This window comes from Mesorhizobium sp. 113-1-2 (assembly GCF_016756475.1).
Lineage (GTDB): Bacteria > Pseudomonadota > Alphaproteobacteria > Rhizobiales > Rhizobiaceae > Mesorhizobium > Mesorhizobium loti_C.
Genome location: NZ_AP023242.1, coordinates 1,154,781 through 1,181,657 on the forward strand (window position 1 = coordinate 1,154,781; position 26,877 = coordinate 1,181,657).

Consider the following 26,877-nt stretch of genomic DNA (forward strand, 5'->3'; position numbering starts at 1 on the left):
AAAAGACAACCCCGGCAAAAGACCTGGAGATAGTTCCCGATGAACATCCATGAATATCAGGGCAAGGCGCTGCTGAAGAGCTTTGGCGCGCCGGTGGCCGAAGGCGTGCCGGTGTTCAAGGCAAGCGAGGCGGAAGCCGCAGCCAAGGCGCTGCCCGGCCCGCTCTATGTGGTGAAGAGCCAGATCCATGCCGGCGGCCGCGGCAAGGGCAAGTTCAAGGAGCTCGGCCCCGACGCCAAGGGTGGCGTGCGGCTGGCGAAGTCGGTCGCCGACGTCGTCGCCAACGCCAACGAGATGCTCGGTCACACGCTGGTGACCAAGCAGACCGGCCCGGCCGGCAAGCAGGTCAACCGGCTCTATATCGAAGACGGCGCCGACATCGAGCGAGAGCTCTATCTGTCGATCCTGGTCGACCGTTCGGTCGGCCGCATCGCCTTCGTCGTCTCGACTGAAGGCGGCATGGACATCGAGGCGGTCGCCCATGACACGCCGGAAAAGATCATCACCGTCGCCATCGACCCGGAAAAGGGTGTGACGGCGGATGACGTCAAGGCGCTCAACGGCGCGCTCAAGCTCGACGGCGACGCGGCCAAGGACGGCGGCACGCTGTTCCCGATCCTTTACAAGGCCTTCGTCGAGAAGGACATGAGCCTGCTCGAGGTCAACCCGCTGATCGTCATGAAGAACGGCCGGCTGCGCGTGCTCGACGCCAAGGTATCGTTCGACAACAACGCGCTGTTCCGCCACCCCGACGTGCTCGAACTGCGCGACACCACTGAAGAGGACGAGAAGGAAATCGAGGCGTCGAAATACGACCTCGCCTATGTCGCGCTCGACGGCAATATCGGCTGCATGGTCAACGGCGCCGGCCTCGCCATGGCGACGATGGACATCATCAAGCTCTATGGCGCGGAACCCGCCAACTTCCTCGATGTCGGCGGCGGCGCGTCGAAGGAAAAAGTGACGGCTGCGTTCAAGATCATCACCAAGGATCCGGCGGTCAAAGGCATACTGATCAACATCTTCGGCGGCATCATGAAGTGCGACATCATTGCCGAGGGCGTCATCGCCGCGGTCAAGGAAGTCGGCCTGAAAGTGCCGCTGGTGGTACGCCTCGAAGGCACCAATGCCGAGCTCGGCAAGAAGATCATCAACGACAGCGGCCTCAACGTCGTCTCGGCCGATGATCTCGACGACGCAGCCAAGAAGATCGTGGCGGCGGTGAAGGGCTGAGCGGATGCCTCCGCGCAAGATAAACCTCGTCGAGGTGGCGGACGCGAAGATCAAGAAGGTCTTCGATCCGCATATCGCCGGCGACGTCAATGACAGCCAGGCGAAGGTCGCCAAGTTCGGCGAGGCTTTCGACTGGCACGCGCATGACAATGAGGACGAAGCCTTCCTCGTGCTGCGGGGCAGGATCGCCATCGATTTCCGCGATGGTCCGGTCGAACTCGGCGAGGGCGACTTCATCGTCGTGCCGCGCGGTGTCGAGCACCGGCCGCGTTCGCTGACCGCCGAGCCGGTGGTGCTGATGTTCGAGCCGGCGACGACGCTCAACACCGGCAACGCCAAGAGCGATCTGACCGTCACCGACCTGAAGCGGCTCTGACCGATGAACGCTGCCTCCTTCTCCTCACTTTCCGCCGATCACCAGCGCCTGCTGGCGCTGGCCGGCGCGTGGCGCGGCGAGGAAGAAGTGGCGGACACACAATGGGCTGATGGCGGCCAAGCGACTTCGGAGGTGCTGGCAGAGGCACAGTTCGGCGGCCTGTTCGTGGTGCAGCGCTATCGCCAGCGCCGCGACGGCACGATTTCCTTCGGTGCGCACAATGTGTTCGGCTTCGACCAGCCGAACAGCGTCGTCACCATGCATCAGTTCGATTCGATGGGCTTCGTGCCGGCCTCGCCGGCCACAGGCACATGGAGCGGCAATGAACTGGTTCTGGAACGGTCGTCGCCGCGCGGCTCCGCACGCGTGACGTATATTTTTGACGATGCCGACACCTACCGCATGCGACTGCATTTCAAACCCGCCGGCAGCGATGGCTGGCAAGACATGGTGAGCGGCGTCTACCGGCGCGTCTCGCCTTCCTCGATCAACAGTCTTTAGAAAAGGGCTCCGATGTCCATTCTCGTCGACAAGAACACCAAGGTGCTGGTGCAGGGCCTGACCGGCAAGACCGGCACGTTCCACACCGAACAGGCGCTGGCCTATCACGGCACCAAGATGGTGGGCGGCATCCATCCCAAGAAGGGCGGCGAGACCTGGACCGGGTCGAAGGGCGAAAGCCTGCCGATCTTCGCCACCGTCGCCGAGGGCAAGGAAAAGACCGGCGCCAATGCCTCGGTCGTCTACGTGCCGCCGGCGGGTGCCGCCGAAGCGATCCTGGAAGCGATCGAGGCGGAAATCCCGCTGATCATCTGCATCACCGAGGGCATTCCGGTGATGGACATGATCAAGGTCAAGGCGCGGCTCGACCGCTCGACCTCGCGGCTGATCGGCCCGAACTGCCCGGGCGTGCTCACCCCCGACGAATGCAAGATCGGCATCATGCCCGGAAACATCTTCCGCAAGGGCTCGGTCGGTGTTGTTTCGCGCTCGGGAACACTTACCTATGAGGCTGTGTTCCAGACCACCAATGTCGGCCTCGGCCAGACCACCGCCGTCGGCATTGGCGGCGACCCCGTCAAGGGCACCGAGTTCATCGACGTGCTCGAGATGTTCCTCGCCGACGACGAGACCAAGTCGATCATCATGATCGGCGAGATCGGCGGTTCGGCCGAGGAAGACGCCGCGCAGTTCCTCAAGGACGAAGCCAAACGTGGCCGCAAGAAGCCGATGGCCGGCTTCATCGCCGGGCGCACGGCGCCGGCCGGCCGCACCATGGGCCACGCGGGCGCGGTCATCTCCGGCGGCAAGGGCGGCGCCGAGGACAAGATCGCGGCGATGGAATCGGCCGGGATAAAAGTATCGCCCTCGCCGGCACGGCTGGGCACGACCTTGGTCGAGGCGATCAAGGGTTAAAGTGGGTAGCGAGTAGTGAATAGCGAATAGGGAGAAAGAGTAACGGGGCGAGCACGGGAAATCCCTACTCGCTATTCGCTACTCCCTATTCGCTCCAACAGGAGACGGAGCGCGGCTCCGCTGAAACGACATGGCAAGACAAGATCAGGCCAACGACCAATTTTCGCTCACCTCGTTCCTCTATGGCGGCAATGCCGATTATATCGACGCGCTCTATGCCGCCTATGAGGACGATCCCGCCTCGGTCAATCCCGAGTGGCAGGAATTCTTCGCCGGACTGAAGGACGATGCCGGCGATGTGCGCAGGAATGCCAAGGGCGCTTCCTGGGCAAAACCTTCCTGGCCGCTGCAGGCCAATGGCGAACTGGTGTCGGCGCTCGACGGCAATTGGGGCATCGTCGAGAAGCACCTGGAGAAGAAGGTCAAGGACAAGGCGGTTACCAACGGCGTTGTCTTGTCGGACGCCGACGTGCACCAGGCGACACGCGATTCGGTGCGCGCCATCATGATGATCCGCGCCTACCGCATGCGTGGCCATCTGCACGCCAATCTCGACCCGCTCGGCATCGCCAAGCCGCTCGAGGACTACAATGAATTGTCGCCGGAGAATTACGGCTTCACTGCAGCCGATTATGACCGGCCGATCTTCCTCGACAACGTGCTCGGCCTCGAATTCGGCACCATCCGGCAGATGCTGGAGATACTCACCCGCACCTATTGCTCGACGCTGGGCGTCGAGTTCATGCACATCTCCGATCCCGAGGAGAAGGCCTGGATCCAGGCGCGCATCGAGGGTGCCGACAAGGAGATCTCCTTCACCAACACCGGCAAGAAGGCGATCCTGCAGAAGCTGGTCGAGGCGGAGGGCTTCGAGCAGTTCATCGACGTCAAGTACAAGGGCACCAAGCGCTTCGGCCTCGACGGCGGCGAGGCGCTGATCCCGGCGCTGGAGCAGATCGTCAAGCGCGGCGGCCAGCTCGGCATGAAGGAGATCGTGCTCGGCATGGCGCATCGCGGCCGCCTCAACGTGCTGAGCCAAGTCATGGCGAAGCCTCACCGCGCCATCTTCCACGAGTTCAAGGGCGGCTCGGCCGCCCCCGACGAGGTCGAAGGCTCGGGCGACGTGAAGTATCATCTCGGCGCTTCGTCGGACCGCGAGTTCGACGGCAACAAGGTGCATCTATCGCTGACCGCCAACCCCTCGCACCTGGAAATCGTCGATCCGGTGGTGATGGGCAAGGCACGCGCCAAGCAGGACTATCTGTTCGGCCGCGGCCGCGAGGAGATCGTGCCGCTGGAGGAGCGGGCCAAGGTGCTGCCGCTGCTCCTGCATGGCGACGCCGCCTTCGCCGGCCAGGGCGTGATCGCCGAAATCCTCGGCCTGTCGGGCCTGCGCGGCCACCGCGTCGCCGGCACGCTGCATTTCATCATCAACAACCAGATCGGCTTCACCACCAATCCGCGCTTCTCGCGCTCGTCGCCCTATCCGTCCGACGTCGCCAAGATGATCGAGGCGCCGATCTTCCACGTCAATGGCGACGACCCGGAAGCCGTGGTGCATGCCACCAAGGTGGCGATCGAATTCCGCATGAAGTTCCACAAGCCGGTGGTCGTGGACATGTTCTGCTATCGCCGCTTCGGCCACAATGAGGGCGACGAACCGGCCTTCACCCAGCCGATCATGTACCGCAACATCCGCACCCACAAGACGACGGTGCAGATCTATGGCGACCGGCTGATCGCCGAGGGCCACATCACCCAGGCCGAGCTCGACCAGATGAAGGCCGACTGGCGCGCGCATCTGGAGCAGGAATGGGAAGTCGGCCAGGCCTACAAGCCCAACAAGGCCGACTGGCTGGATGGCGCCTGGTCGGGCCTGCGCACGGCCGACAACCAGGACGAACAGAGGCGCGGCAAAACCGCCGTGCCGGTCAAGACGCTGAAGGAAATCGGCAAGAAGCTGACCGAGGTGCCGAAGGGTTTCGAGGCGCACAAGACCATCATCCGCTTCCTCGAAAACCGCCGCGAGGCGATCGAGTCCGGCGAAGGCATCGACTGGTCGACGGCCGAGGCCTTGGCCTTCGGCGCCATCCTGCTTGACGGCAACCCGATCCGCCTGTCGGGCCAGGATTCCGAGCGCGGTACCTTCTCGCAGCGCCATTCCGTGCTCTACGACCAGCGCGACGAAACCCGCTACATCCCGCTCAACAATCTGTCGGCGGCACAGGCTGGCTACGAAGTCATCAACTCGATGCTGTCGGAAGAGGCGGTGCTGGGCTTCGAATATGGCTACAGCCTCGCCGAGCCGAAGGCGCTGACCTTGTGGGAAGCGCAGTTCGGCGACTTCGCCAACGGCGCCCAGGTGGTGTTCGACCAGTTCATCTCGTCGGGCGAGCGCAAGTGGCTCAGAATGTCGGGCCTCGTCTGTCTTCTGCCGCATGGCTATGAAGGCCAGGGTCCGGAACATTCCTCGGCAAGGCTCGAGCGCTTCCTGCAGCTTTGCGCCGAAGACAATATGCAGGTGGCAAACTGCACCACGCCGGCCAACTACTTCCACATCTTGCGGCGGCAACTGAAGCGCGACTTCCGCAAGCCGCTGATCCTGATGACGCCGAAGTCGCTGCTGCGCCACAAGCGGGCGGTGTCGACACTGCCGGAAATCTCGGGCGAAAGCTCGTTCCACCGGCTGTTGTGGGACGACGCCCAGCTGTTGCCCAACCAGGCGATCAAGCTCACCAAGGACAGCAAGATCCGCCGCGTCGTGCTGTGCTCGGGCAAGGTCTATTACGACCTCTATGAAGAGCGCGAGAAGCGCGGCATTAACGACATTTATCTCTTGCGCGTCGAACAGCTCTATCCATTCCCGGCCAAGGCGCTGATCACCGAACTGTCACGTTTCCGCAACGCCGAGATGGTGTGGTGCCAGGAGGAGCCCAAGAACATGGGCGCCTGGTCGTTCATCGACCCGTATCTGGAATGGGTGCTGGCGCATATCGACGCCAAGCATCAGCGGGTGCGCTACACCGGCCGCCCGGCGGCCGCGTCGCCGGCGACCGGCTTGATGTCCAAGCACCTTGCCCAGCTCGCCGCCTTGCTCGAAGACGCGCTTGGCGAATAAAGCAGAATTGGGCGAATAACAGAACGAAAGAAACGGACAGGCACAATGGCTACCGAAATCCGCGTCCCCACTCTCGGCGAATCCGTCACCGAGGCGACCATCGGCAAATGGTTCAAGAAGGTCGGCGATGCCATTGCCGTCGACGAGCCGCTGGTCGAACTCGAAACCGACAAGGTGACGGTGGAGGTGCCTGCGGCCGCCGCCGGCACGCTGGGCGAAATCGTCGCCAAGGAGGGCGAGACGGTCGCTGTCGGCGCTTTGTTGGGCTCGATCTCGGCAGGTGGCTCTGCTCCGGCGACCAAGCCGCAGGCGGTGTCGCAGGCCTCGTCGCCGGATGCGGCGACGACCGGCAAGCAGGCCGCGGCCGAGACCGCCAAGGTCGCCGGCGATGCCGGCGCGGTCGAGCCGCGCAGCATGCCGCCGGCGCCGGCCGCCGCAAAACTGATCGCCGAGAACAATCTGTCGGTCGACCAGCTGTCCGGTTCGGGCAAGCGCGGCCAGGTGCTCAAGGGCGACGTGCTCGACGCCATCGCCAAGGGCGCGCCGTCGCAGCCGGCCGAGACACCGAAGGCGGCTCCGGCACCTGCACCGATTGCCGTTCGCGCGCCGTCCTCGGGCGACGATGCCTCGCGCGAAGAACGCGTGCGCATGACCAAATTGCGCCAGACCATCGCGCGCCGGCTGAAGGAAGCGCAGTCGACCGCCGCCATGCTGACCACCTTCAACGAGGTCGACATGTCAGCCGTTATGGCGCTGCGGACCAAGTATAAGGACGTGTTCGAGAAGAAGCACGGCGTGAAGCTCGGCTTCATGGGCTTCTTCACCAAGGCCGTCACCCACGCGCTGAAGGAAATCCCGGCGGTCAATGCCGAGATCGACGGCACCGACATCATCTACAAGAATTTCGCTCATGTCGGCGTCGCCGTCGGCACCGAGAAGGGCCTCGTCGTGCCGGTCGTGCGCGATGCCGACCAGATGTCGATCGCCGAGATCGAGAAGGAGATCGGCCGGCTGGGCATCGCCGCGCGTGACGGCAAGCTGTCGGTCGCCGACATGCAGGGCGGCACGTTCACGATTTCCAATGGCGGCGTCTATGGCTCGCTGATGTCGACGCCGATCCTCAACGCGCCGCAGTCCGGCATTCTGGGCATGCACAAGATCCAGGACCGGCCGGTCGTGGTCGGCGGCCAGATCGTCATCCGGCCGATGATGTATCTGGCGCTGAGCTACGACCACCGCATCGTAGACGGCAAGGAAGCCGTGACCTTCCTGGTGCGCGTCAAGGAAAGCCTTGAGGATCCGGAACGGCTGGTGCTTGATCTGTGAGCAAGGCTGACCCCCGATGAGCGGCTGGCTGGAGCGGTTCGGTTACAGCCTGGGCCGGCGAGCCGGTGGCGTCCTGCGGTCTATTGGCCTGGCCGCCGCCGTCGTTCCGTCGCTGGCGACGGCAGCCCAATGGGACCCTTCGCAGGCGAGCAGCAATCTTGGCATTTTCGCTTTGAGCGATGCTCAACTGGAAGAGCGGAAGATCACCGTCACTCCGATCGGCGAACTCGAATTGCCGACCGGTGAAATCATCGCGTGCGATCCTCTGATCAGCGATACCGAGATGCCGGCCTTGAGCCGTAGGGTCAAACCGGGGCGCTACCCGGTTTCGCTGCTGGAAGCCCAGGGCCGCGTCGCGATTTCGGTGCTGCGCTTCAAGCCCGGCACGCCGGTTCGCTGGGAACTGGCGACAGTGCCCGGCCAGGATGCGTCGACCTTGAAGGGCGACGAGATCTTCGGCTATCCCGTCGATGCCGGCCTTGGCTCGTTCATGGACAAAACGGCGATGGCGCTGATGTCGGGTGAGCAGGACAAGCTCAAGGCCGAGCAGAATTACTATGACGACGTGCTGGCGGCCGAATTCGCGCCCAACCAGGACAGGTTCGTCATGCATCATCCGGTTGCCGGCAACCCGCTCAACATCGCCATGTTCTGGAGCGGCTGGGGCGACGGATTCTATCCATCGTTCTGGGGGCTGGACGCGGCCGGCGAGCCGCTGCTGCTGATGACCGATTTTGGCGTTCTGGAAAACGCCGATGGCCGCGAGAGCCAGTAGGGCACCGCGATGCAAAGCGCAATGTCGCCCACCATCCGATGTCTCGCTGGATTGCTGGCGATCTTGTTTACCAACTCTGCCGCTTATGCCGCCTGCCCGATCGAACTCGCCGTCTATGGTGACGCGCAGAGTGGCAGCGAGATCGACTTTACGCCGACCGGGACCTCAGCTGTTGTCACCAACAGTTACCGCATGATCCTCGACAACAATGTGGTGCTGAACGGCATTGTGATGTGGAGCTCGGGTGAAGCGCGGCCGAACGGTTCCTTGATGTACAAATGCCCCGAGGGCGACGTCACCGGCGGCGAACTTGCCGCCTGCACGCTGTGGAACGGTGTGATCTATACGTCGGATGAAAAGGGCGCGATCGGGCTGTTGCCGGCCGAAGGTGTCGATGCGCCGAAGACACTGATCTTTCCCGATCTTGGGCCGTCATTGCGGCATTCGCTGGCCTATGGTGGCAGCGGATTCTCAAAAGTGCCGTCGGATGTGTTTACGCTGAAGGGATGCCAGGAATGAGCGAGACGCAAAAGGTGCTGTTGGTCACCGGCGGCAGTCGCGGCATTGGCGCCGCGGTCTGCCGGCAGGGGTCCAAGGCGGGCTATCGCGTTGCAATCAACTATGCCTCGAACCAGGCGGCGGCCGACGCGCTGGTTGCCGAGATCAAGGCTGCCGGCGGCGACGCTTTTGCCGTCAAGGGTGATGTCGGCAGCGAGGCCGACATCCTGGCCATCTTCGAAGCGGTGGACCGCACCTGGGGCCGGCTAGACGCCTTCGTCAACAATGCCGGTATCGTCGACGCCAAGGCGCGTGTCGACGAGATGAGCGCGGCACGGCTGGAGCGCATGATGCGCATCAATGTCGTCGGTTCCATCCTCTGCGCCCGCGAAGCGGTCAAGCGCATGTCGACGCGCCATGGTGGCAAGGGCGGAGCGATCGTCAACATCTCGTCGGCGGCGGCGGTGCTGGGCGCGCCCGACAATTACGTCGACTATGCCGCCTCCAAGGGCGCCATCGACACGTTCACCATCGGGCTTGCCCGCGAGGTGGCGCTGGAAGGCATCCGCGTCAACGCGGTGCGGCCGGGCATTATCGACACCGATATCCACGCCTCCGGCGGACAGCCGGATCGGGTGGCGCTGATCCAGGACTCGCTGCCGATGAAAAGGGCGGGCACCGCGGATGAAGTCGCGGCAGCGATTCTCTATCTTCTATCCGACGCCGCATCCTATACGACAGGCGCGATCCTGAATGTCAGCGGCGGCCGCTGAGCGCCAAGCAAAGGGAAACAAACATGGCTTATGACGTCGTTATCATCGGATCTGGACCCGGCGGCTATGTCTGCGCCATCAAGGCGGCACAGCTTGGGCTGAAGGTCGCGGTGGTCGAGAAGAACGCGACCTTCGGCGGCACTTGCCTCAACATCGGCTGCATCCCGTCCAAGGCGCTGCTCCATGCCTCCGAAATGTTCGCCGAGGCCGGCCATTCCTTCGACACGCTGGGCGTCGAGATCGCGGCACCCAAGCTCAACCTCAAGAAGATGATGGCACACAAGGATGCGACGGTGGCGTCCAACGTCAACGGCGTCGCCTTCCTGTTCAAGAAGAACAAGATCGACAGCTTCCGCGGCACCGGCAAGGTGGTCGCGGCGGGCAAGGTCTCGGTCACCTCCGAGGACGGCAAGGTCGAGGAGATCGAGACCGGGAATATCGTCATCGCCACCGGTTCCGATGTCGCCGGCATTCCCGGCGTCAAGGTCGATTTCGACGAGAAAATCATCGTGTCGTCGACCGGCGCGCTGTCGCTGGACAAGGTTCCGGGCCACCTCGTGGTGGTCGGCGGCGGCGTCATCGGGCTCGAGCTCGGCTCGGTGTGGGCGCGGCTCGGCGCCAAGGTCACCGTCGTCGAGTTCCTCGACACGATCCTCGGCGGCATGGACGGCGAGGTCTCCAAGCAATTCCAGCGGCTGCTCTCCAAGCAAGGCTTCGAGTTCAAGCTCGGCGCCAAGGTCACCGGTGTCGCCAAGGCCAAGAAGGGTGCCACCGTCACCTTCGAGCCGGTGAAGGGTGGCGCCGCCGAGACCATCGCCGCCGATGTCGTGCTGATCGCCACCGGCCGCCGCGCTTTTTCCGACAGTCTCGGGCTGAAAGAAGCCGGCGTCGACGTCGACGAGCGCGGCCGGGTCAAGACCGACGGGCATCTCAAGACCAACGTTCCCGGCATCTATGCCATCGGCGATGTCATCGCCGGGCCGATGCTGGCGCACAAGGCCGAGGACGAGGGCGTGGCGGTGGCCGAAACCATCGCCGGCCAGGCCGGCCATGTGAACTACGAGGTTATCCCGAGTGTCGTCTACACCAGCCCGGAAATCGCCTCGGTCGGCAAGACCGAGGAAGAGCTGAAGAAGGCCGGCATCGACTACAAGATCGGAAAATTCCCGTTCAGCGCCAATGGCCGCGCGCGCGCCATGCTGCACACGGACGGTTTCGTGAAGATCCTCGCCGACAAGGTCAGCGACCGTATGCTCGGCGTGCACATTGTCGGCTTCGGCGCCGGCGAGATGATCCACGAGGCGGCGGTGCTGATGGAGTTCGGCGGCTCGTCGGAAGACCTCGCCCGCACCTGCCACGCGCATCCGACGATGTCGGAAGCGGTGAAGGAAGCGGCGCTGGCCACTTTCTTCAAGCCCATCCATATCTAAAGGCCTTTCATAAACTCTACTCCGGCGGCCATCTGGTGCGGGTTTCTGCGCTTCTCACAGCGCCGCGCGCCCTCTTGGACGCGCAAAGGACGCTGTGACACTTTTGACTGACGCATGATCCTTTCCGAAAATCGGACCGATTTTCGGGGTCATGCGCTGCTCACGGACCTGAATGTCCGCTGCGCTCCGGTTCTCGCAAATCACACCAGCTGACTCACCGGAGCGAGTTTCTGGAAAGGCCTTTCAGGCGCTATCGCCTCAAAACAAAACGGCCCGCCTTTCAGCGGGCCGTTGGTATCTGGTGCCGGGCCGATCAGTTGGCCGGTGCAGGCGCCGGAGCGGGAGCAGGCGCTGGTGCCGGAGCAGGCGCGGGTGCTGGCGCAGGGGCCGGAGCTGGCGCAGGAGCCGGTGCTGGCTCGGGTGCCGGAGCGGGCGCGGGCGCAGGGGCCGGCGTGCTGGCCGCTGGCGGTTCGGCGGGTGCCGGATGCTCGCCGCTTCTGCCGAAAACATAATACGCGACAATCGCCAGGATAACGACGACCAGCGCAATCAGCCAGGGGCTGCCGCCCCCGCCGCTTGGCCTGGGAGTGTCGTTCGATGGATTCGCCATAAAAGTGTCCTCCGTGGATGAAAATGATCAATCAACAGCCATCAACGCGCAACCGTTGAATGGGTTTCACGCTAGGGAAGGAAAGCGCCGAAAACGCGGCGTTTGGGCCCCCCACCGCCATCCGACTCAATTGACGGCGGTGACAGTATAGCCGGCTTTACGAAAATCCTCGACCAGTCCTCTCCGGGCTGGCGGCGTTTCGCCACGCAGTGTTCCAAACCAACCGATGCTATCGTTGGTTGCGAGGGATTTGCCGATATGACCCCCACTGCACAGACTTTTCCTGATCCCGAAAGCGTTCTTGCCGGCGCTCAGTTCGCCGACCGCTACGTGCTGACAACCGATGGTCTTGCCCTGACCGCCATTGGCGCGGCCGAGCGCGCCCTGGGGCGAACCCCGCTGTGGGTCGGCCGGCTTACGGCGCTGCGCAACCTCGCTGTCAGGCCATTTGGGCTGAAAGGCGGGGCTGACCCCGACGCACCGCCGGAAAGCAGGATCGGCATATTTCCGCTCATCAGCCAGGCGCCCGGCAGGGTCGTCCTCGGGCTGGACGACCGGCATCTCGATTTCCGCCTCCTGGTGGAGGTGAGCGACCTCGGCGCGGGCCGGCAGGAAGTGGCCGCGTCGACGATCGTGAAGACGCACAATCTGTTCGGGCGGACCTATCTCGCCGTCATCATGCCGTTTCACCGCATCGTCGTTCCGGCGATGCTGGCTCAGGTCTTGATCAAATAGCGGCTAAAGCCCAACGGCGGTGACGGTGTAGCCGGCCTTGCGAAAATCCTCGACCAGTCCCTCGGGGCCGGGAAGGTGCAGCGCGCCGACCGCCATGAAGGCATTGCCTTTGGCCAGGATCGGTTCGGCGTGATCGACCATGACCTTGTTGCGGCTGGTGATCATGGTTTCCTCGAAGGCGGCATAGCCCGAGGCGTCGTTCTGCTCCTCCGGCATGGCGACGCGGAACAGCGGCCAAAACATGCCGGTGTCGCCGCGCTGGTAGAGCACGATCATGGTCTCGTTGATGTCGTTGACCTTGTCGCCGAGCTTCAGCGTGTCGACCAGGCCCTTCATGTGGAAGGCGAGCGGCAACGAGGCCATGGCGCGCAGCTGGCTCTCGGCCGTTTCCAGACCTTCGACCGGCTTGCCGGCAGCCTTGGCGCTCTCGGCCAGCTTGACGTCGAGCACCGACGCTCCGCCGGACTGGCGGGCGAGTTCGCAGGCCGGAAGCGCCATCATCGCCGACAGCATCCACGGCTTCATCTTGGCGACCGTTGCCGGCGGAATGCCGCGCGCGTCGAGTGCTGCATTCATCGCCGCCGCTTCGTCCGGCGTCAGCAAGGACGACAGCGTGGTGGAGTCGGTGAACATCATCAGGTCCGGCTCTTTCAGCATCGCCGTCATCATCTTCTGCTTGTCGAGCACATCGGTGGTTTCGATGATGAGGGTGCCGGCGGCGTCAAAGGCCTTCTGTGCGTCCGGAGGCAACGTGGTGACGCGCGGGTCGGTCATGTGCATGGTGCCAAAGAGGTAGGATGGCTGTTCGCCCGGTTTCTCCAGCTTCCACAACAGGCCCTTGCCATTCAGCGTCGCGGCGGCTTCCGCCTCGATCTTGCTGTAAGTGGCAGGGTTGCTCTTCTGCAGGGCCGACAGCATGTCGGCGCCGGCGCAGGTCGGGACTTCCGCATGCGCCCTGCCTGCCGCGAACAGCAGGACGGCAAGGAATGACAGGAAAAACAGCACGTTGAGCGCGACAAGCAGCTTCAGCGAGATGGAAGCTGCGCGGTCGGCGATGGCAATGACGCGTTTCATGATCCTATTCCTAGGACCGAAAAGCGGCAAAACGGTTAATTGGCGTCACGAAATTGAAGGTTTCACGCCCTCGGATGGGCCGATTCGTAGATTTCGAGCAGCCTTGCGGTGTCGACGCCGGTGTAGATCTGCGTCGTCGACAGGCTGGCGTGGCCGAGCAGTTCCTGGATGGTGCGCAGATCGCCGCCACGGCCGAGCAGATGCGTGGCGAAGGAATGGCGCAGCGCGTGCGGCGTCGCAGTGTCGGGCAGGTTCAGCGCCGAGCGCAGTTTGGCCATGTCGCGCTGGATGATGGCCGGGTTGAGCGGGCCGCCGCGCGCGCCGCGAAACAGCAGGCCCTTGGGGTCGAGATGGTAGGGGCAGAGCCGGCGGTATTCGGCGATGGCCCGAAGCGCCACCGGCAGCACCGGCACCAGCCGCGTCTTGCCGCCCTTGCCGGTGACACGCAGCACCGTGTCGCTTTCTGAGGCCAGATCGGCGCCGGCGAGACCGAGTGCCTCGGAAATGCGCAGGCCGGAGCCATAGAGCAGCGTCAGCACGGCGGCGTTGCGGGCGGCGATCCAGGGCTCTTCGGCCAGTTGGCCTTCCACCGATACGACCTGTTTGGCGTCGCTCGCCGTCAGCGGTTTTGGCAACGATTTGGGTTGGCGCGGAGCGCGGAGTGCCGCGGCACCAGCCGCATTGGCGAGACCTCGCCGTTCGAGAAAACGCAACAGCGAGCGGATGCCGGCCAAGCCTCGGCCCAGCGTGCGGGCGCCGGCGCCGGCGTTGCGGCGGGCGGCGAGGAAGCCGCGCAGATCGGCCGGGCGCAGATTGGCGATGTCGGAAATGCCGGGCGAGCCGCCGCAATGGCCGGTGAGGAAATGCAGGAACTGGCGCGTGTCGCGCTCATAGGCCTCGACGGTTGCGGGCGACAGGCGACGTTCACGCGCGAGCATCTTCAGCCAGCTTTCGCGCGCCGCCTGGAGATCGGGTTTCGCCGGGATGAGGAATTCCTGCATGGCGGCATTTTGGGGTGTTCGGGTTAGGAAGCGGTGAAGAGCCCGTCATTGAAATGACAAGGGGCGATCATTGAAATGACGCCGGGCTGGGGCTAGAGCAGGCCAAAGGATATTTCGCCATGAGCAAGCCGCAAAACCCTGTCCAGATGGCCGTGATCGGCGCCGCCCATGGCATCAAGGGCGAACTCCGGGTGAAAACCTTCACCGGCGATCCGATGGCGCTGGCCGATTATGGGCCGCTCTATGCCAGGGACGGCCGCGCCTTCCAGATCACGGACATCAGACCGGCCAACACCGTCGTCGTGGTGCGCTTCAAAGGCATCAGCGACCGCAATGCGGCCGAAGCGCTCGCCGGTACCGAACTGTTCGTCGACCGCTCGATGCTGCCGGACGATGGCGAGGAGGATGAATTCTACCATGCCGACCTCGTTGGACTGGAGGTTCGGGACGATACCGGGGCCGCGCTCGGCAAGGTCGTCGCGGTGCATAATTTCGGCGGCGGCGACATCCTCGACGTGACGCTTGCCAGCCGCAAGGGCGTGCTGATCCCGTTCACCCAGGCCGCCGTGCCTGATGTGTCGATCGCCGAAGGCTTCGTCCGCGTCGATCCGGTAGCGGCCGGACTGGTCGAGGACGAGGACGGCGAGGCGCCGCGCGAGGAGGACTTCGATCCGAAGGGCAGGCCGCGCGGTCCGCGCGACGCCGGGGGCAACCGGTGAGTTTTGCCGCCTCGGTACTGACGCTCTATCCCGAGATGTTTCCGGGCGCGCTCGGCCTGTCGCTGGCGGGCCGCGCGCTCGAGGCCGGCACATGGTCGCTTGCAGCGATCCAGATCCGCGATTTCGCCACCGACAAGCACCGCACCGTCGATGACACGCCGGCCGGCGGCGGCGCCGGCATGGTGATGCGCGCCGATGTGCTGGCCAGGGCTATCGACCACGCCTCGCCGCCGGGCGATACGCGTCCGCGCCTTCTGATGAGCCCGCGCGGCAAACCGCTAACCCAGGCGCGCGTGCGCGAACTCGCCGCCGGGCCGGGCGCGGTCATCCTGTGCGGCCGCTTCGAGGGCGTCGACCAGCGGCTGATCGAAGCGCGGGGGTTAGAGGAAGTCTCGATCGGCGATTTCATCCTCTCCGGCGGCGAACCGGCAGCGCTGGTGCTGCTCGACGCGGTGGTGCGGCTGTTGCCCGGCGTCATGGGCAATGCCGTGTCCGGCGAGGAAGAGAGTTTCGAAAACGGCCTGCTCGAACATCCCCACTACACGCGACCGCAGGAGTTCGAGGGCAGGGAGATTCCCGAGGTGCTGATCTCCGGCAATCACAAGAAGATCGCGGCATGGCGGCGGGAGCAGTCGGAGCGGCTGACCAGGGAGAGACGGCCGGATCTGCTCGTCGCTCACCCCTTGCCGAAGTAATAAAACGCCAGGAACAGGCCAACCGCGACGACGAAGCCGCGTACGACGCTCTGCGGCACGCGTTTGGCGATCCACACACCGGCATAGCCGCCGAGCGCGCCGCCCGGGATCATGATAACAGCCTGCGGCCAGGCGACAACGCCGCCCGAGACGAAGACGATGATGGCGACCGCCGCGATGACCACGGCCAGCATGTTCTTCAGCGCGTTCAGCCGGTGGTAGTCGCCGGCCTGTGTCAGGCCGAGCGTCGCCAGCATCATCACGCCCATGCCGGCGCCGAAGAAGCCGCCATAGATGGCGGTGACGAACTGCGCCAGCGAACCGGCGAGCGAGCCGACGGCTGCCTCATGGCCGGGTTTCGGCGCCGGCTTCAGCCACGGCCCGGCCGCAAACAGGGCGGTTGCGCCCAAAAGCAGCCACGGCACCAGGACGCGAAAGGACGGGTTGGACAGCGCCAGAAGAATCAGCGCGCCGGCCAGTGCGCCAATCGCCGATATGGCGCAAAGCAGCAGGGCACCGCGCCAGAAGTGGCGGATGTCGGTCCAGTAGGCGAGCGTCGAGGTGATATAGCCCGGGAATTGCGTGACCGATGACGTGGCGTTGGCGACGATCGGCGGCACACCGACCAATGTCATGGCGCCGAAAGTGATGAACGTGCCGCCGCCGGCGACCGCATTGGCGGCGCCGGACAGGAAGCCCGCCAGGAAAAGCAGGATGGCGTCGAGGACAGACATGGAATGCCGCTGCTCAAAAACCGTGTTATGTCAGGCTTAGAAAGCCCCGGAGAGCGGCGCAACCCGGCACGAAGCGATTACGATGGTGCCATGCCGGCAAAAAAGACTCGTGCGCGGGCGTGACAAAGCGCTGAAATAGCTGTATGTCGCCGCCGAACCGGAAGAAGAATCTGCCGGACCCGTCAACAATGACGGTGTAGTCGCCCCTGCCTGATGTTCTCGAACAAAGGGCATAGCCGAGCGGTCAATGGAACTGCAAGGTGAGTGTCGGACGCTCTGACTGTCGGAAGAACAAGAAGTGGATTACCCAAGATGGATCTCATCCGTCAGCTCGAGGCCGAGCAGGCCGCCAAGATCGAAGCCAAGCGCAAGCTTCCCGAATTCCAGCCCGGCGACACCGTGCGCGTCCAGGTCCGCGTGACCGAAGGCACCCGCACCCGCGTCCAGGCCTATGAGGGCGTCGTCATCGCCCGCGCCGGTTCCGGCTTCCAGGAAAATTTCACCGTCCGCAAGATCTCCTACGGCGAAGGCGTCGAGCGCGTGTTCCCGGTGTTCTCGCCGATGGTCGAGGGCGTCGAGATCGTCCGCCGCGGCAAGGTGCGTCGCGCCAAGCTCTATTACCTGCGCGATCGTCGCGGCAAGTCGGCCCGTATTTCGGAAAACACCGGCGTGCGCGCCCGCAAGCTCAACGATGAGGAGCGCGATGCGCTGAACGCCGAGAAGGCCCGCATCGAGGCCGAGAAGGTTGCCGCCGCCCAGGCGCTGGCCGCCGAGACGGCCGCCAAGGAAGCCGCCGAGAAGAAGGCGGCCGCCGAGGCCGAGGCAGCCAAGGCCGCTGCTGAGGCGACCCCGGCCGAATAAGCTTTCGGAATCCCATTCAAAAAGGCGGCTTCGGCCGCCTTTTTTCGTTTCACCAGACTGTGAACGCTTTCAGCCTCCGAAATCGGACGTCGGTGTTGACGGCATATTATCTTGTGTACTAAATAATCGTGCACAGTATAATTGGAGATAAGATATGGCACTCTACACCGCACAGGCTCACGTCACCGGCGGTCGCGCCGGCCATGGCGAGACCAGCGACGGCCTGCTCAAGGTCGATCTGGCTTTGCCCAAGGAGCTCGGCGGGCCAGGTGGCGCCACCAATCCCGAGCAGCTTTTCGCCATCGGCTACGCCGCCTGCTTCGAAAGCGCGATCCGCTTCGTCGCGCGCAAGCAGAAGCTGCCGCTCACGGATGCCGGGGTAAGCTCGACCGTCAGCCTGCTTCCCCATGGCGAGGGCTTCAAGCTTGGCGTCGCGCTCGCTGCGGAAACGAAAGGCCTTGATCAGGCGGCGGCGGAAGCGCTTGTATCGGAAGCACACAAGATCTGCCCCTATTCGAACGCCATCCGGGGCAATGTCGAGGTGGCGCTTTCGGTAAAGGCGGCATGACGGGAAAGACCACAAAGAGCGCCAGCGACGTCCCGGCGGAGACCGCCGGGACGGTGAAGGTTCCGCGACTTGATCAGCAGCTCTGCTTCGCGCTCTATTCGGCGAGCGGGCTGATGACCAAGCTCTACCGGCCGTTGCTCGATCCGCTCGGCCTGACCTATCCGCAATATCTGGTCATGCTGGCGCTGTGGGAGCATGCGCCGAGCACTGTGGGCGCGCTTGGCGAGGCACTGGGCCTGGATTCCGCGACGCTGACGCCGCTGCTCAAGCGGATGGAAGCGGGCGGCCTCCTCACCCGCCGCCGCGATGCCGCCGATGAGCGCCGCGTGCTGGTCGAGCCGACGGCCAATGGCCAGGCGCTGCGCGCGCGCATCAAGGATGTGTCCGCAGCCCTTGCCTGCAGCGTGCCACTTGAGCCGGGCGAAGCGAAGGCTCTGCACGCGACACTCACCCAGCTGGTTGCCGGTCTGCGCAACGCTGTGGCGGAAGACGCCTCGGCGGATGCGGAAGCGTTGATCTCTGGCTCGAGATAAGCAGATCATCCGGAAATCCCTGGATTGAGGGCATTGGAATCCCTTTTCGCGCACGCTGACGCAGCGGACCGTCTTGCATGACGCATGCGGAAAGCTAAAGTCGGCGCCGGATTTTCCTGTAGGCCCATCCGGGCGCTTTCAATTTTCGGGAGTGTGTCATGACCAAGTCGAAACTGCTGCTGGCCGGCCTGCTTGCCCTTGTGCTGGCGCCCGTTGCCGCCTTCGCGCAGGCGCTGCCCGATCTCGGTGGCAAGAAAGTGGTGGTGGTCACCGAAAACGCTTATCCGCCGCTGCAGTTCATCGATCCCAAGACGGGGAAACAGATCGGCTGGGAATATGACGCGATGAACGAAATCGCCAAGCGGCTGAATTTCAAGGTCGAGTACCAGAACACCTCCTGGGACGCGATGATCCAGGCGGTTTCCGACAACCAGTACAACATCGGCATGACCGGCATCACCATCAAGGACGACCGCAAGGAGAAGGTCGATTTCTCCGACCCCTATATGCGTTCGGAGCAGTTCATGCTGGTGCGCGGCGACGAAAGCCGCTTCACCGACGCCAAGACTTTTGGTGCCTTCAAGGACGGGTTGATCGGCGCGCAGCCTGGTACGACGCCTTTCTACACCGCCGTCTACAGCGTGCTCGACGGCAATGAGCAGAACCCGCGCATCAAACTGTTCGAGACTTTTGGCGCGACCGTGCAGGCGCTTAAGGCGGGCGACGTCGATGTCGTGCTGACCGACGGCACCGCCGGCAAGGGCTATGTCGATGCATCCGAGGGCAAGCTCAAGCTCATCGGCGGCCCGCTCGGCACCGAGGATTTTGGGTTCATTTTCCCGAAGGGATCGGACCTGGTAAAGCCCGTCAACGCCGCGATCGCGGCACTGAAGGCGGACGGGACGCTCGATGCGCTGAACAAGAAGTGGTTCCTTGATTACAAGATGGGGCAGTGATTTCCCGCTGACTTTGCGCTTGAACACCCCCCTCTGCCCTGCCGGGCATCTCCCCCGCAAAGGGGGAGATCGGCTGTTTCTTCCGCTTTCGCCAATCATCAACCTTGTAAGAAGAGTGCCGTTGACGACGCTGCCAATCTGCCCCCTTGCGGGGGAGATGTCCGGCAGGACAGGTGCCTTGGCACCTTACTTTCGAAATGTCCTCCTCTCCGGGCACGCCTGATGGCACCGCCTTCGTCCTCCTCCACCAAAGCCGAATTCCCCTGGTGGCTTGCCGTTGCCGCGGTGCTTGCATTGGCGGCGGCCTTGTTTATCGCGGCCAGCGATCTCTATGCCCAGGTCTTCGCCACGGTCGCCAAGGGCATCGGTATCACCGTCCTCGTCACCGTGATCGCTTTCGCCCTGGCATCGGTCATCGGTCTCGGCATTGCGCTGATGGGCCTGTCGGGCTCGCAGTGGCTGCGCCAGATCGCCCGCTTCTATGTCGAGATCATCCGCGGCGTGCCGATACTGGTGCTGTTGTTCTGGATCGCCTTTGCGGGCGCGCCGGCCTTTGTCGCAGCCTGGAATGTGCTGACAGCGCCGCTGCAAAGCGCGGGCTATTTCGGCGAGCTCCTGGTGCGCGACGTTTCGCTGTTGTGGCGCGCCATCATGGCGCTGACCATCGGCTATTCGGCCTTCATCTCGGAAGTCTTCCGCGCCGGCATCCAGGCGGTCGAGAAAGGCCAGATCGAGGCGGCAAAGGCGCTTGGGCTGAGCCGCTCGCAACGCTTCCGGCTGATCGTGTTTCCGCAGGCGATCCGCACCATATTGCCGCCGCTCGGCAATGATTTCGTCGCTCTGGTCAAGGATTCCTCGCTGGTCTCGGTGCTCGGCGTCGCCGACATCACCCAGATGGGCAAGGTCTATGCCGCCGGCTCGTTCCGCTTCTTCGAGACCTATTCGATCGTTGCCTATATCTATCTCATCCTGACCGTCGGCCTGTCGCTGGCGCTCAGGGCGCTGGAGCGGCGCCTGCGCCGCCAGCACGAGGAATAGTTTTTCGGCAAAGACAGGGTTACGATTCTGCCGGCACAGGGGGAGGTCTCATGAATGTGGACAAGGCCAATGCGGCGCTGGATTCCGTCTATGGCGTCGACACGCCGGAAACGCTGGCGCAGGCCTATGCCGCCTGGGCGGCGACCTATGACAGCGAGACCGCCTCGCTCGGCTATCTCCTGCCGTTCCTGATCACTGCCTGGGTGGCGCGCTATGTTCCGGCTGGCGAAGGGCCGCTGCTCGACGCCGGCTGCGGCACCGGCCTGTCGGGACCGTCGCTCAAGGCGCTGGGCTATGGCGATATTGCTGGGCTGGATCTGTCGGACGACATGCTCGAGATCGCCGGCAGCCGTAACGCCTATAGCGAGCTGAAACAGGCGATGCTGGGTGGGCCGCTGCCATGGCCGGACGGGCATTTCCGCGCCTTCTTCTCGACTGGCGTCTTCACCATCAGCCACGCGCCGGCGTCGGGCCTGCACGAGCTGGTGCGCATCACGAAAAACGGCGGCCACGCCATCTTCACCGTGCGCGACCAGGTGTTTGAAAGCGGTGGTTTCCAGGGCGTTTTCGACGAGCTGGAGCAGGCAGGCAAATGGCGTCTGGTCGAGCAAAGCCCGTGGTTCAGGTGTTACGCCATCGCCGAACCGGATGCGCTGGTGAAGACGTTCGTGTTCGAGGTGATGTGAATGGTGCGTTCTTCCCTTCTCCCCTTGTGGGAGAAGGTGGCCTCGCGAAGCGAGGTCGGATGAGGGGTGCTCCAGCTTGGCGCCGACGGCACTCCGTCACCCACCCCTCAACCGTCTCGGCGCTGCGCGCCGATCCACCTTCTCGCACAAGGGGAGAAGGGAGCCCGCCCCACCACGCCGCAATTGCCGAAAAGCCAAAACATTGGTATGAGCCACGCCATGGAAGAGCTTTTTGGCGATCCGGCCTACAAGGGGTTCGTGCTGCAGGACAGAAAACGCCTGCCGTCGCGCTTCTCCGCGCGCGTCTGCGGCGCGCTGACCAGCCGACTTAGCTAGGCCGCTTTCGCCGGGCCCTGCGGCGTTACACTCTTCCCATTCTCATATCGACGGATTTACGCACATGAGCGCACCGCGCACCCTCTACGACAAGATCTTCGACGACCACGTCGTCGATCGCCAGGACGATGGCACCTGCCTGCTCTATATCGACCGCCACCTCGTCCATGAAGTGACCAGCCCGCAGGCCTTCGAAGGCCTGCGCCTGAGCGGCCGCAAGGTCCGGCATCCGGAAAAGACGCTGGCCGTGGTCGATCACAATGTCTCGACCTCGCCCGAGCGCAAGTTCGGCATCAAGAACGAGGAAAGCCGCATCCAGGTCGAGGCGCTGGCCAAGAATGCCAAGGATTTCGGCGTCGAGTATTATTCCGAGAACGATATCCGCCAGGGCATCGTCCACATCATCGGCCCGGAGCAGGGCTTTACGCTGCCCGGCATGACCATCGTCTGCGGCGACAGCCATACCTCGACGCATGGCGCCTTCGGCGCGCTGGCGCACGGCATCGGTACGTCGGAAGTCGAGCATGTGCTGGCGACGCAGACGCTGATCCAGCGCAAGGCCAAGAACATGCTGGTGCGCGTCGACGGCCAGTTGCCGGAAGGCGTCACCGCCAAGGACATCATCCTGGCCATCATCGGCGAGATCGGCACCGCCGGCGGCACCGGCTATGTCATCGAATATGCCGGCGAGGCGATCCGCTCGCTGTCGATGGAAGGCCGCATGACGATCTGCAACATGTCGATCGAGGGCGGCGCGCGCGCCGGCCTGATCGCGGCCGACGAGACCACCTTCGCCTATGTCAAGGACAAGCCGCGTGCGCCGAAGGGTGCTGCCTGGGATGCCGCGCTCGAATACTGGAAGACGCTGCAGTCCGACGAAGGCGCGCATTTCGACAAGGTGATCGTGCTCGACGCGGCCAAGCTGCCGCCGATCGTCTCCTGGGGCTCCTCGCCCGAGGACGTGGTTTCGGTGCAGGGCGTCGTTCCCAATCCGGAAGAGATCACCGACGAGAACAAGCGCACCTCAAAGATCCGCGCGCTCGACTATATGGGCCTGACGCCGGGCACCAAGATCACCGACATCACGCTCGACCGCGTCTTCATCGGCTCCTGCACCAATGGCCGCATCGAGGATCTGCGCGCCGCCGCCAAGGTGATCGAGGGCAAGACCGTCAGCCCGCATGTCAACGCTATGATCGTGCCGGGCTCCGGCCTGGTCAAGGAACAGGCGGAAGCCGAGGGTCTCGACAAGATCTTCCGCGCCGCCGGCTTCGACTGGCGTGAGCCTGGCTGCTCGATGTGCCTGGCCATGAACGACGACCGGCTGAAGCCGCACGAGCGCTGCGCCTCGACCTCGAACCGCAATTTCGAGGGCAGGCAAGGCTTCAAGGGCCGCACCCATCTGGTGTCGCCGGCCATGGCGGCGGCGGCGGCGATCGCCGGCCACTTCGTCGACATCCGCGACTGGAAATAACAGCGGTTTACACGTTCTGACGCCTGCCAGACCCCGGATCGCCTTGCGCTTCCGGGGTCTTTTTTCATTCGCGCGGTGCGCATATCCGCTCGGGCTTAACCGCTTGTTTGGGCTTGCGCCCTAAGCTCTTCCGTGACGTAAAGCGAGGGGAAGTCACCGTCCTTTGGACACTGGCCTGTTGATAGCGCTGCTCAATCCGACGATCGCGCTGGCCCTCGGCGCGGCCTTCCTCGTGCTATGGACCTATCAGCGCCACCGGCCCTATCTGGCCGTGCTGGCGCTCAGCTATTGTGTTTCGGCGCCCGGCTTTCTGTTCCAGTATTTCACCTTGCCCATCGGCATGGCGCTGACCAAGCTGGTGTCCAACATCTGCTTCGCCATCGCCGGCTGCTGCCTGTCGGGCGCCATCGTCGCCCGCTGTGGCCGCAAGGTGCCTTATGTGGGGATCGGCGTGCTGGCCGGTGGCGGGCTGGCCTCGTTCTGCTGGTTCCTGTTCGTCGCGCCGGATCTCACCTGGCGTATCCTGGCGATGAATTTTGCCTTCGGCGGACTCAGCCTTCTGGTCGGCGCCGAACTCAGGCCGGTGCGCAACAACGGCCCGACCGAGAAAATCCTGTTCGTGCTGTCGCTGCTGTCGGGCCTCAACTTCTTCGTGCGCACGCTTGTCGTCGTCATCGCGCACGGGCCGTTCACCAGCTATGACGGATTCTATAGCTCGTCCTACTGGACGACGGCGCTGCTGTCGCATGCGCTTTTGTCGCTTCTGATCGCGCTTTGCCTGTTCAGCGCCGCGGCGCTCGACGTCATGAAGGCGCTGAAGGCCGAGACATATACCGATCCGCTGTCGGGCCTGCTCAATCGGCGCGGCTTCGAGGAGCGCGCCGAGTTCCTGTTGCAGCGTTGCGCGGCGGCCAAGTTTCCGGTCGCGCTGGTCCTGGCCGACCTCGATCACTTCAAGGCACTCAACGACGTGCACGGGCATGCCGCCGGCGACCGGGTGATCGCCGACTTCGCCGCCAAGCTGCGAGCGGCCACCGGCGCGCGCGGCGCTGCCGGACGCATCGGCGGCGAGGAGTTCGCAGTACTTTTGCCGCTGAGCGATCTCGCCGCCGCACGATTGTTCGCGGAGGCCGTGCGCACGCTCTATTCGGCAGGCGGCGTCGATGGGCTTCCTCCCGGCACCAAGGTCACCGCCAGTTTCGGCGTGGCAGCCCGCAGCGGCGAGGAAGCGCTGCAGCCCTTGATGCGCCGTGCCGACGAGGCGCTTTACAAGGCCAAGAAGAACGGCCGCGACAGCGTGCGCCTGTCCTACGAACGGCCCGAAACGCTGTTCGTGCTGGAACAGTCCAAGACCGCCTGACACCGGGCTTTCCAGCCCACGTTAACGTCTTTTTCGCCCGTCGATGTTTAGCTGCGGCACGGGGTGCGAAAGAGATGAGCGGCGCGAACTTCATCCTGCTGATCAATCTGTCGGTTGCCGGCCTGCTGGCGGCATCCTTCATGGCGGTCGCGTTCCACGATGTCGGCCGGGCCCCGGCGCGCTGGCTGGCGTCCGGCTATCTCCTGGGCATGGTTTATTTCGCCATCGAATTCAGCATTCCCGCCTTTACGGATGCCCGGCCGGCGGTGGTCGCCGCCTTCGCTGTCTTCCTTGGTGCCACCATGGCCTTCAATGTCGGGCTCGCCCGCAAATACCGCATCGCGACGCCATGGCCGCCGATGCTGTTCTTCCTGGTCGCCGCCACCATCGCCGTATATTTCGTCCAGGATCTGCCGCGCCAGTCGCTGGCCCGCATGATGGCCTACCAGCTTCCCTATGCCGTCATGCAATTCGTCGGGTTGGCCATCGTCTGGTCGTCCAGGCAAAGGCGTGGCCGGCTCGATCGCATCCTGATGGCGGTGCTGGCCGCCAGCGGTGTGCAATTCGCCTCAAAGCCGTTCATCGCCCATGCGCTCGGCGGTTGGGGCGCCAATCCGCAGGCCTATCTGCAAAGTGGCTACGCGCTAGTGTCGCAGTCGCTCGGCACCGTCTTCGGCCTGGCGCTGGCGTTGCTCATCCTGGCCATCCTGGTGCGCGAGGTGTTGGCCGATGTGACGTCGAAGTCGGAGACCGATACGCTTTCGGGACTGCTCAATCGCGGTGCTTTCACGCGTCAGGCCGAACAGGCCGTGCTTAGCGCCGTCCGGCAAGCTGTGCCGGTCGCGCTGGTCATCGCCGATCTCGATCATTTCAAGAGTATCAACGACAGTTTCGGCCATGCCTCCGGCGACCGCGTGATCGAGACTTTTGCCGGTTTCCTGCGCGGGGCGGCCGCCAGGCACCATGTCGCCGGCCGTATCGGCGGCGAGGAATTCGCCGTCATCCTGCCGGGGGCCAACCTTGCCGCCGCCCGGCTGTTCGCCGAGGGCACGCGCAGCGCGTTCGGCACGCTGCCCATCGACGGCCTGCCGCCGGACAATCGCTGCACCGCGAGTTTCGGGATCGCCGAACTTCATCCCAGTGAAACCATTGCCGATCTCATGCGGCGCGCGGATGAGGCGCTTTATCTGGCGAAGAATGCCGGGCGCGACTGCGTACGCGCTTCAGCCGGGCCGGGAGGCGAGTGGCCGTCCAACGCGATCGCCATCAACTTTAGCGGCAGGGGCTGAGTTCCGGCATTTCGCCGTCGGAAAGCCCGTACATGTAGCTGCGGCCCTTGACGAAGACCGGCGGCCGGTAGCAATCGCCGCCGCCTGATATCTCGTCGGACTCGTTCTGGTAGATCACCTTGGGCTGGCCGGCGCTGGTGTAGTCGGACAGCTGTTTGGCCAGCTTGCCTTCGCCGACGATGATGCGCTTGTAGCCGGCGGCGCTGTCGATGACGAGATTGCCGAAAGAATCAGCGTAGACGCGATCCTGATGGCGATCCCCGGCAAGTGCGGGTGCCGCCTGGCTGGCGACCGTGGCCGCCAGGATGAGCGCCGCTAGGCGCGATCTGCCAGAGTTCGAACGCATGGTGTCTTCCTTTTCGAGGAGCCTCCTCGAATCAGAAATTAACCTTTTCTTAACCTTTGTTAAGAGGCCGGCGCGCTGCGCGGCGATGTCTCGGTAAACATGGTTAATTTCCGACTGGAGGGAAAACCGTCGGCCATCATTCGGCCATGCTTGGACGCACCATCGCGGCCGGCATCGAATGGATTCAAAAGGTGGCGTTGGGGCAACCTTGATCTTGGCGTAGCATCGTGGCTAGTCTGCCGCGCGGGAGGACAGCATATGGCGTTACGCCGGACGGTTTGGGTGTCCGTTTTCCCGTTGCTCGCTCTCGTTGCCGCCTGTGTGCCGCAGGATGGCGCGCCGAAGGCGGCCAATGCCGTCTCGCCTGCACCGGCTCAGCCGCCCATCGCAGCAGCCGCGCCCCCGGCATCCGCGCCTCCAGCACCGGCAACCAAGATCACCACCGACCTTACCGCGCCGCGATCCGGCATAGGCACGGCCACCTACAGATGCGGCAACAACGGCATGATCACCATCCAAAATCTCGGCACGGCGTTGCGTGTGGTCGGGCCCGACGGCGCGACAGAGGAGTTCGCGGCGTCGCCCGCCAACCAGTCCAGCCGCTACCAGGAGGCCGCCACGCATGACGCAATTGTGATCGACGGGCGTGAGGCGCTGGTGATGAAGAGGGGCTCGACGCCGCAGACCTGCAAACGATAGGCTGCACGGCTAATGGGCGGCGTATGCTGCCAGCGATATCGAGCCGGCTTCGGGTCGCCAAGCCCTAATCGATTGAAGCCCGAGCCTGCCTTTTTGTCAGACTAAATGACGTTTTCAAAACGATTTTCTGGCTTTGACGCGGTGCAAAAAGAGCATTAGAAACCGCCTGTCCGAAGTCGCAACCGGAAGCGGCAATGCCGCATTCCCACCTGAGGCTC

Annotated in this window: 27 protein-coding genes; 23 read left to right on the plus strand and 4 right to left on the minus strand. The window is 64.0% G+C overall.

Features of this window, described 5'->3' with window-relative positions:
• Positions 1-39 precede the first annotated feature (39 nt).
• The 11 genes from sucC (at position 40) to JN279_RS05490 (ending at position 12,290) form a co-directional block, all read left to right on the plus strand.
• Positions 40-1,233, plus strand: coding sequence for an ADP-forming succinate--CoA ligase subunit beta (gene sucC, locus JN279_RS05440; protein ID WP_202352228.1), 1,194 nt, complete (start codon positions 40-42; stop codon positions 1,231-1,233).
• Between the two features lie 4 nt (positions 1,234-1,237).
• On the plus strand, positions 1,238-1,609 hold the full coding sequence (locus JN279_RS05445; protein WP_096451695.1) for a cupin domain-containing protein: 372 nt from the start codon (positions 1,238-1,240) through the stop codon (positions 1,607-1,609).
• Positions 1,610-1,612: 3 nt separating this feature from the next.
• Complete coding sequence (locus tag JN279_RS05450; protein ID WP_096451693.1) at positions 1,613-2,110, plus strand: DUF1579 family protein; 498 nt, start codon at positions 1,613-1,615, stop codon at positions 2,108-2,110.
• A gap of 12 nt (positions 2,111-2,122) precedes the next feature.
• On the plus strand, positions 2,123-3,025 hold the full coding sequence (gene sucD / locus JN279_RS05455) for a succinate--CoA ligase subunit alpha (protein WP_096451691.1): 903 nt from the start codon (positions 2,123-2,125) through the stop codon (positions 3,023-3,025).
• Positions 3,026-3,155: 130 nt separating this feature from the next.
• Positions 3,156-6,143 (plus strand): 2-oxoglutarate dehydrogenase E1 component, encoded by a 2,988-nt coding sequence (locus JN279_RS05460; protein WP_096451689.1) that lies wholly within the window; start codon positions 3,156-3,158, stop codon positions 6,141-6,143.
• Between the two features lie 45 nt (positions 6,144-6,188).
• Positions 6,189-7,469 (plus strand): 2-oxoglutarate dehydrogenase complex dihydrolipoyllysine-residue succinyltransferase, encoded by a 1,281-nt coding sequence (gene odhB, locus JN279_RS05465; RefSeq protein ID WP_096451687.1) that lies wholly within the window; start codon positions 6,189-6,191, stop codon positions 7,467-7,469.
• Between the two features lie 16 nt (positions 7,470-7,485).
• The gene (locus JN279_RS05470) at positions 7,486-8,244 is read left to right on the plus strand and encodes a DUF4241 domain-containing protein (protein ID WP_096451685.1); all 759 of its coding nucleotides are present in this window, start codon (positions 7,486-7,488) and stop codon (positions 8,242-8,244) included.
• 21 nt (positions 8,245-8,265) lie between these two features.
• Positions 8,266-8,763, plus strand: a complete 498-nt coding sequence (locus JN279_RS05475; protein WP_244730675.1) for a hypothetical protein — start codon at positions 8,266-8,268, stop codon at positions 8,761-8,763.
• Positions 8,760-9,515 (plus strand): SDR family oxidoreductase, encoded by a 756-nt coding sequence (locus JN279_RS05480; RefSeq protein WP_096451681.1) that lies wholly within the window; start codon positions 8,760-8,762, stop codon positions 9,513-9,515. The genes JN279_RS05475 and JN279_RS05480 overlap by 4 nt, the downstream gene beginning before the upstream one ends.
• A 23-nt stretch (positions 9,516-9,538) precedes the next feature.
• Entirely contained in the window at positions 9,539-10,945 is a 1,407-nt protein-coding gene (gene lpdA / locus JN279_RS05485; RefSeq protein WP_096451679.1) for a dihydrolipoyl dehydrogenase, read from the plus strand.
• Positions 10,946-11,813: 868 nt separating this feature from the next.
• Complete coding sequence (locus tag JN279_RS05490) at positions 11,814-12,290, plus strand: DUF2867 domain-containing protein (protein ID WP_096451674.1); 477 nt, start codon at positions 11,814-11,816, stop codon at positions 12,288-12,290.
• A 3-nt stretch (positions 12,291-12,293) separates the two neighbouring features.
• Here the strand turns inward: JN279_RS05490 and JN279_RS05495 are convergent, their stop codons facing one another.
• A complete protein-coding gene (locus tag JN279_RS05495) occupies positions 12,294-13,364 on the minus strand; it encodes a TraB/GumN family protein (protein ID WP_096451672.1) in 1,071 nt (356 codons plus the stop codon).
• Positions 13,365-13,426: 62 nt separating this feature from the next.
• Positions 13,427-14,365 carry a tyrosine recombinase XerC gene (locus tag JN279_RS05500; RefSeq protein ID WP_096451670.1) on the minus strand — a complete coding sequence of 313 codons (939 nt, stop codon included), beginning with the start codon at positions 14,363-14,365 and terminating at the stop codon, positions 13,427-13,429.
• Between the two features lie 119 nt (positions 14,366-14,484).
• Between JN279_RS05500 and rimM the strand changes: the two genes are divergently transcribed.
• Both rimM and trmD read left to right on the plus strand, forming a co-directional pair.
• The gene (gene rimM / locus JN279_RS05505) at positions 14,485-15,084 is read left to right on the plus strand and encodes a ribosome maturation factor RimM (protein ID WP_202352229.1); all 600 of its coding nucleotides are present in this window, start codon (positions 14,485-14,487) and stop codon (positions 15,082-15,084) included.
• Entirely contained in the window at positions 15,081-15,779 is a 699-nt protein-coding gene (gene trmD / locus JN279_RS05510; RefSeq protein ID WP_096451666.1) for a tRNA (guanosine(37)-N1)-methyltransferase TrmD, read from the plus strand. Before rimM ends, trmD begins: the two co-directional genes overlap by 4 nt.
• On the opposite strand, the gene JN279_RS05515 is transcribed toward trmD, so the two are convergent.
• Positions 15,761-16,513, minus strand: coding sequence for a sulfite exporter TauE/SafE family protein (locus JN279_RS05515; protein ID WP_202352230.1), 753 nt, complete (start codon positions 16,511-16,513; stop codon positions 15,761-15,763). The two genes, trmD and JN279_RS05515, sit on opposite strands and share 19 nt — an antisense overlap.
• 312 nt (positions 16,514-16,825) lie before the next feature.
• On the opposite strand from JN279_RS05515, the gene rplS reads away from it, so the two are divergent.
• The 9 genes from rplS (at position 16,826) to JN279_RS05560 (ending at position 25,614) form a co-directional block, all read left to right on the plus strand.
• Positions 16,826-17,374, plus strand: coding sequence for a 50S ribosomal protein L19 (gene rplS / locus JN279_RS05520; RefSeq protein ID WP_096451662.1), 549 nt, complete (start codon positions 16,826-16,828; stop codon positions 17,372-17,374).
• A gap of 154 nt (positions 17,375-17,528) precedes the next feature.
• A complete protein-coding gene (locus tag JN279_RS05525) occupies positions 17,529-17,942 on the plus strand; it encodes an organic hydroperoxide resistance protein (protein WP_096451660.1) in 414 nt (137 codons plus the stop codon).
• The gene (locus JN279_RS05530; protein WP_202352231.1) at positions 17,939-18,475 is read left to right on the plus strand and encodes a MarR family winged helix-turn-helix transcriptional regulator; all 537 of its coding nucleotides are present in this window, start codon (positions 17,939-17,941) and stop codon (positions 18,473-18,475) included. Before JN279_RS05525 ends, JN279_RS05530 begins: the two co-directional genes overlap by 4 nt.
• Positions 18,476-18,633: 158 nt before the next feature.
• The gene (locus JN279_RS05535) at positions 18,634-19,431 is read left to right on the plus strand and encodes a transporter substrate-binding domain-containing protein (protein WP_096451656.1); all 798 of its coding nucleotides are present in this window, start codon (positions 18,634-18,636) and stop codon (positions 19,429-19,431) included.
• Between the two features lie 222 nt (positions 19,432-19,653).
• Positions 19,654-20,469 (plus strand): amino acid ABC transporter permease, encoded by an 816-nt coding sequence (locus JN279_RS05540; protein ID WP_096451654.1) that lies wholly within the window; start codon positions 19,654-19,656, stop codon positions 20,467-20,469.
• Positions 20,470-20,519: 50 nt separating this feature from the next.
• Positions 20,520-21,155, plus strand: coding sequence for a class I SAM-dependent DNA methyltransferase (locus tag JN279_RS05545; RefSeq protein WP_096451652.1), 636 nt, complete (start codon positions 20,520-20,522; stop codon positions 21,153-21,155).
• Positions 21,156-21,555: 400 nt separating this feature from the next.
• Positions 21,556-22,965, plus strand: coding sequence for a 3-isopropylmalate dehydratase large subunit (gene leuC, locus JN279_RS05550; protein WP_202352232.1), 1,410 nt, complete (start codon positions 21,556-21,558; stop codon positions 22,963-22,965).
• A 163-nt stretch (positions 22,966-23,128) separates the two neighbouring features.
• On the plus strand, positions 23,129-24,325 hold the full coding sequence (locus JN279_RS05555) for a GGDEF domain-containing protein (protein ID WP_202352233.1): 1,197 nt from the start codon (positions 23,129-23,131) through the stop codon (positions 24,323-24,325).
• A 74-nt stretch (positions 24,326-24,399) separates the two neighbouring features.
• On the plus strand, positions 24,400-25,614 hold the full coding sequence (locus tag JN279_RS05560; protein ID WP_202352234.1) for a GGDEF domain-containing protein: 1,215 nt from the start codon (positions 24,400-24,402) through the stop codon (positions 25,612-25,614).
• Here JN279_RS05560 and JN279_RS05565 read toward each other — a convergent pair.
• Positions 25,598-25,960, minus strand: coding sequence for a hypothetical protein (locus tag JN279_RS05565; protein WP_202352235.1), 363 nt, complete (start codon positions 25,958-25,960; stop codon positions 25,598-25,600). The genes JN279_RS05560 and JN279_RS05565 overlap by 17 nt on opposite strands.
• Before the next feature lie 258 nt (positions 25,961-26,218).
• Here JN279_RS05565 and JN279_RS05570 point away from each other — a divergent pair, with 258 nt between their 5' ends.
• Positions 26,219-26,659 carry a hypothetical protein gene (locus JN279_RS05570; protein ID WP_096451642.1) on the plus strand — a complete coding sequence of 147 codons (441 nt, stop codon included), beginning with the start codon at positions 26,219-26,221 and terminating at the stop codon, positions 26,657-26,659.
• Positions 26,660-26,877 lie beyond the last annotated feature (218 nt).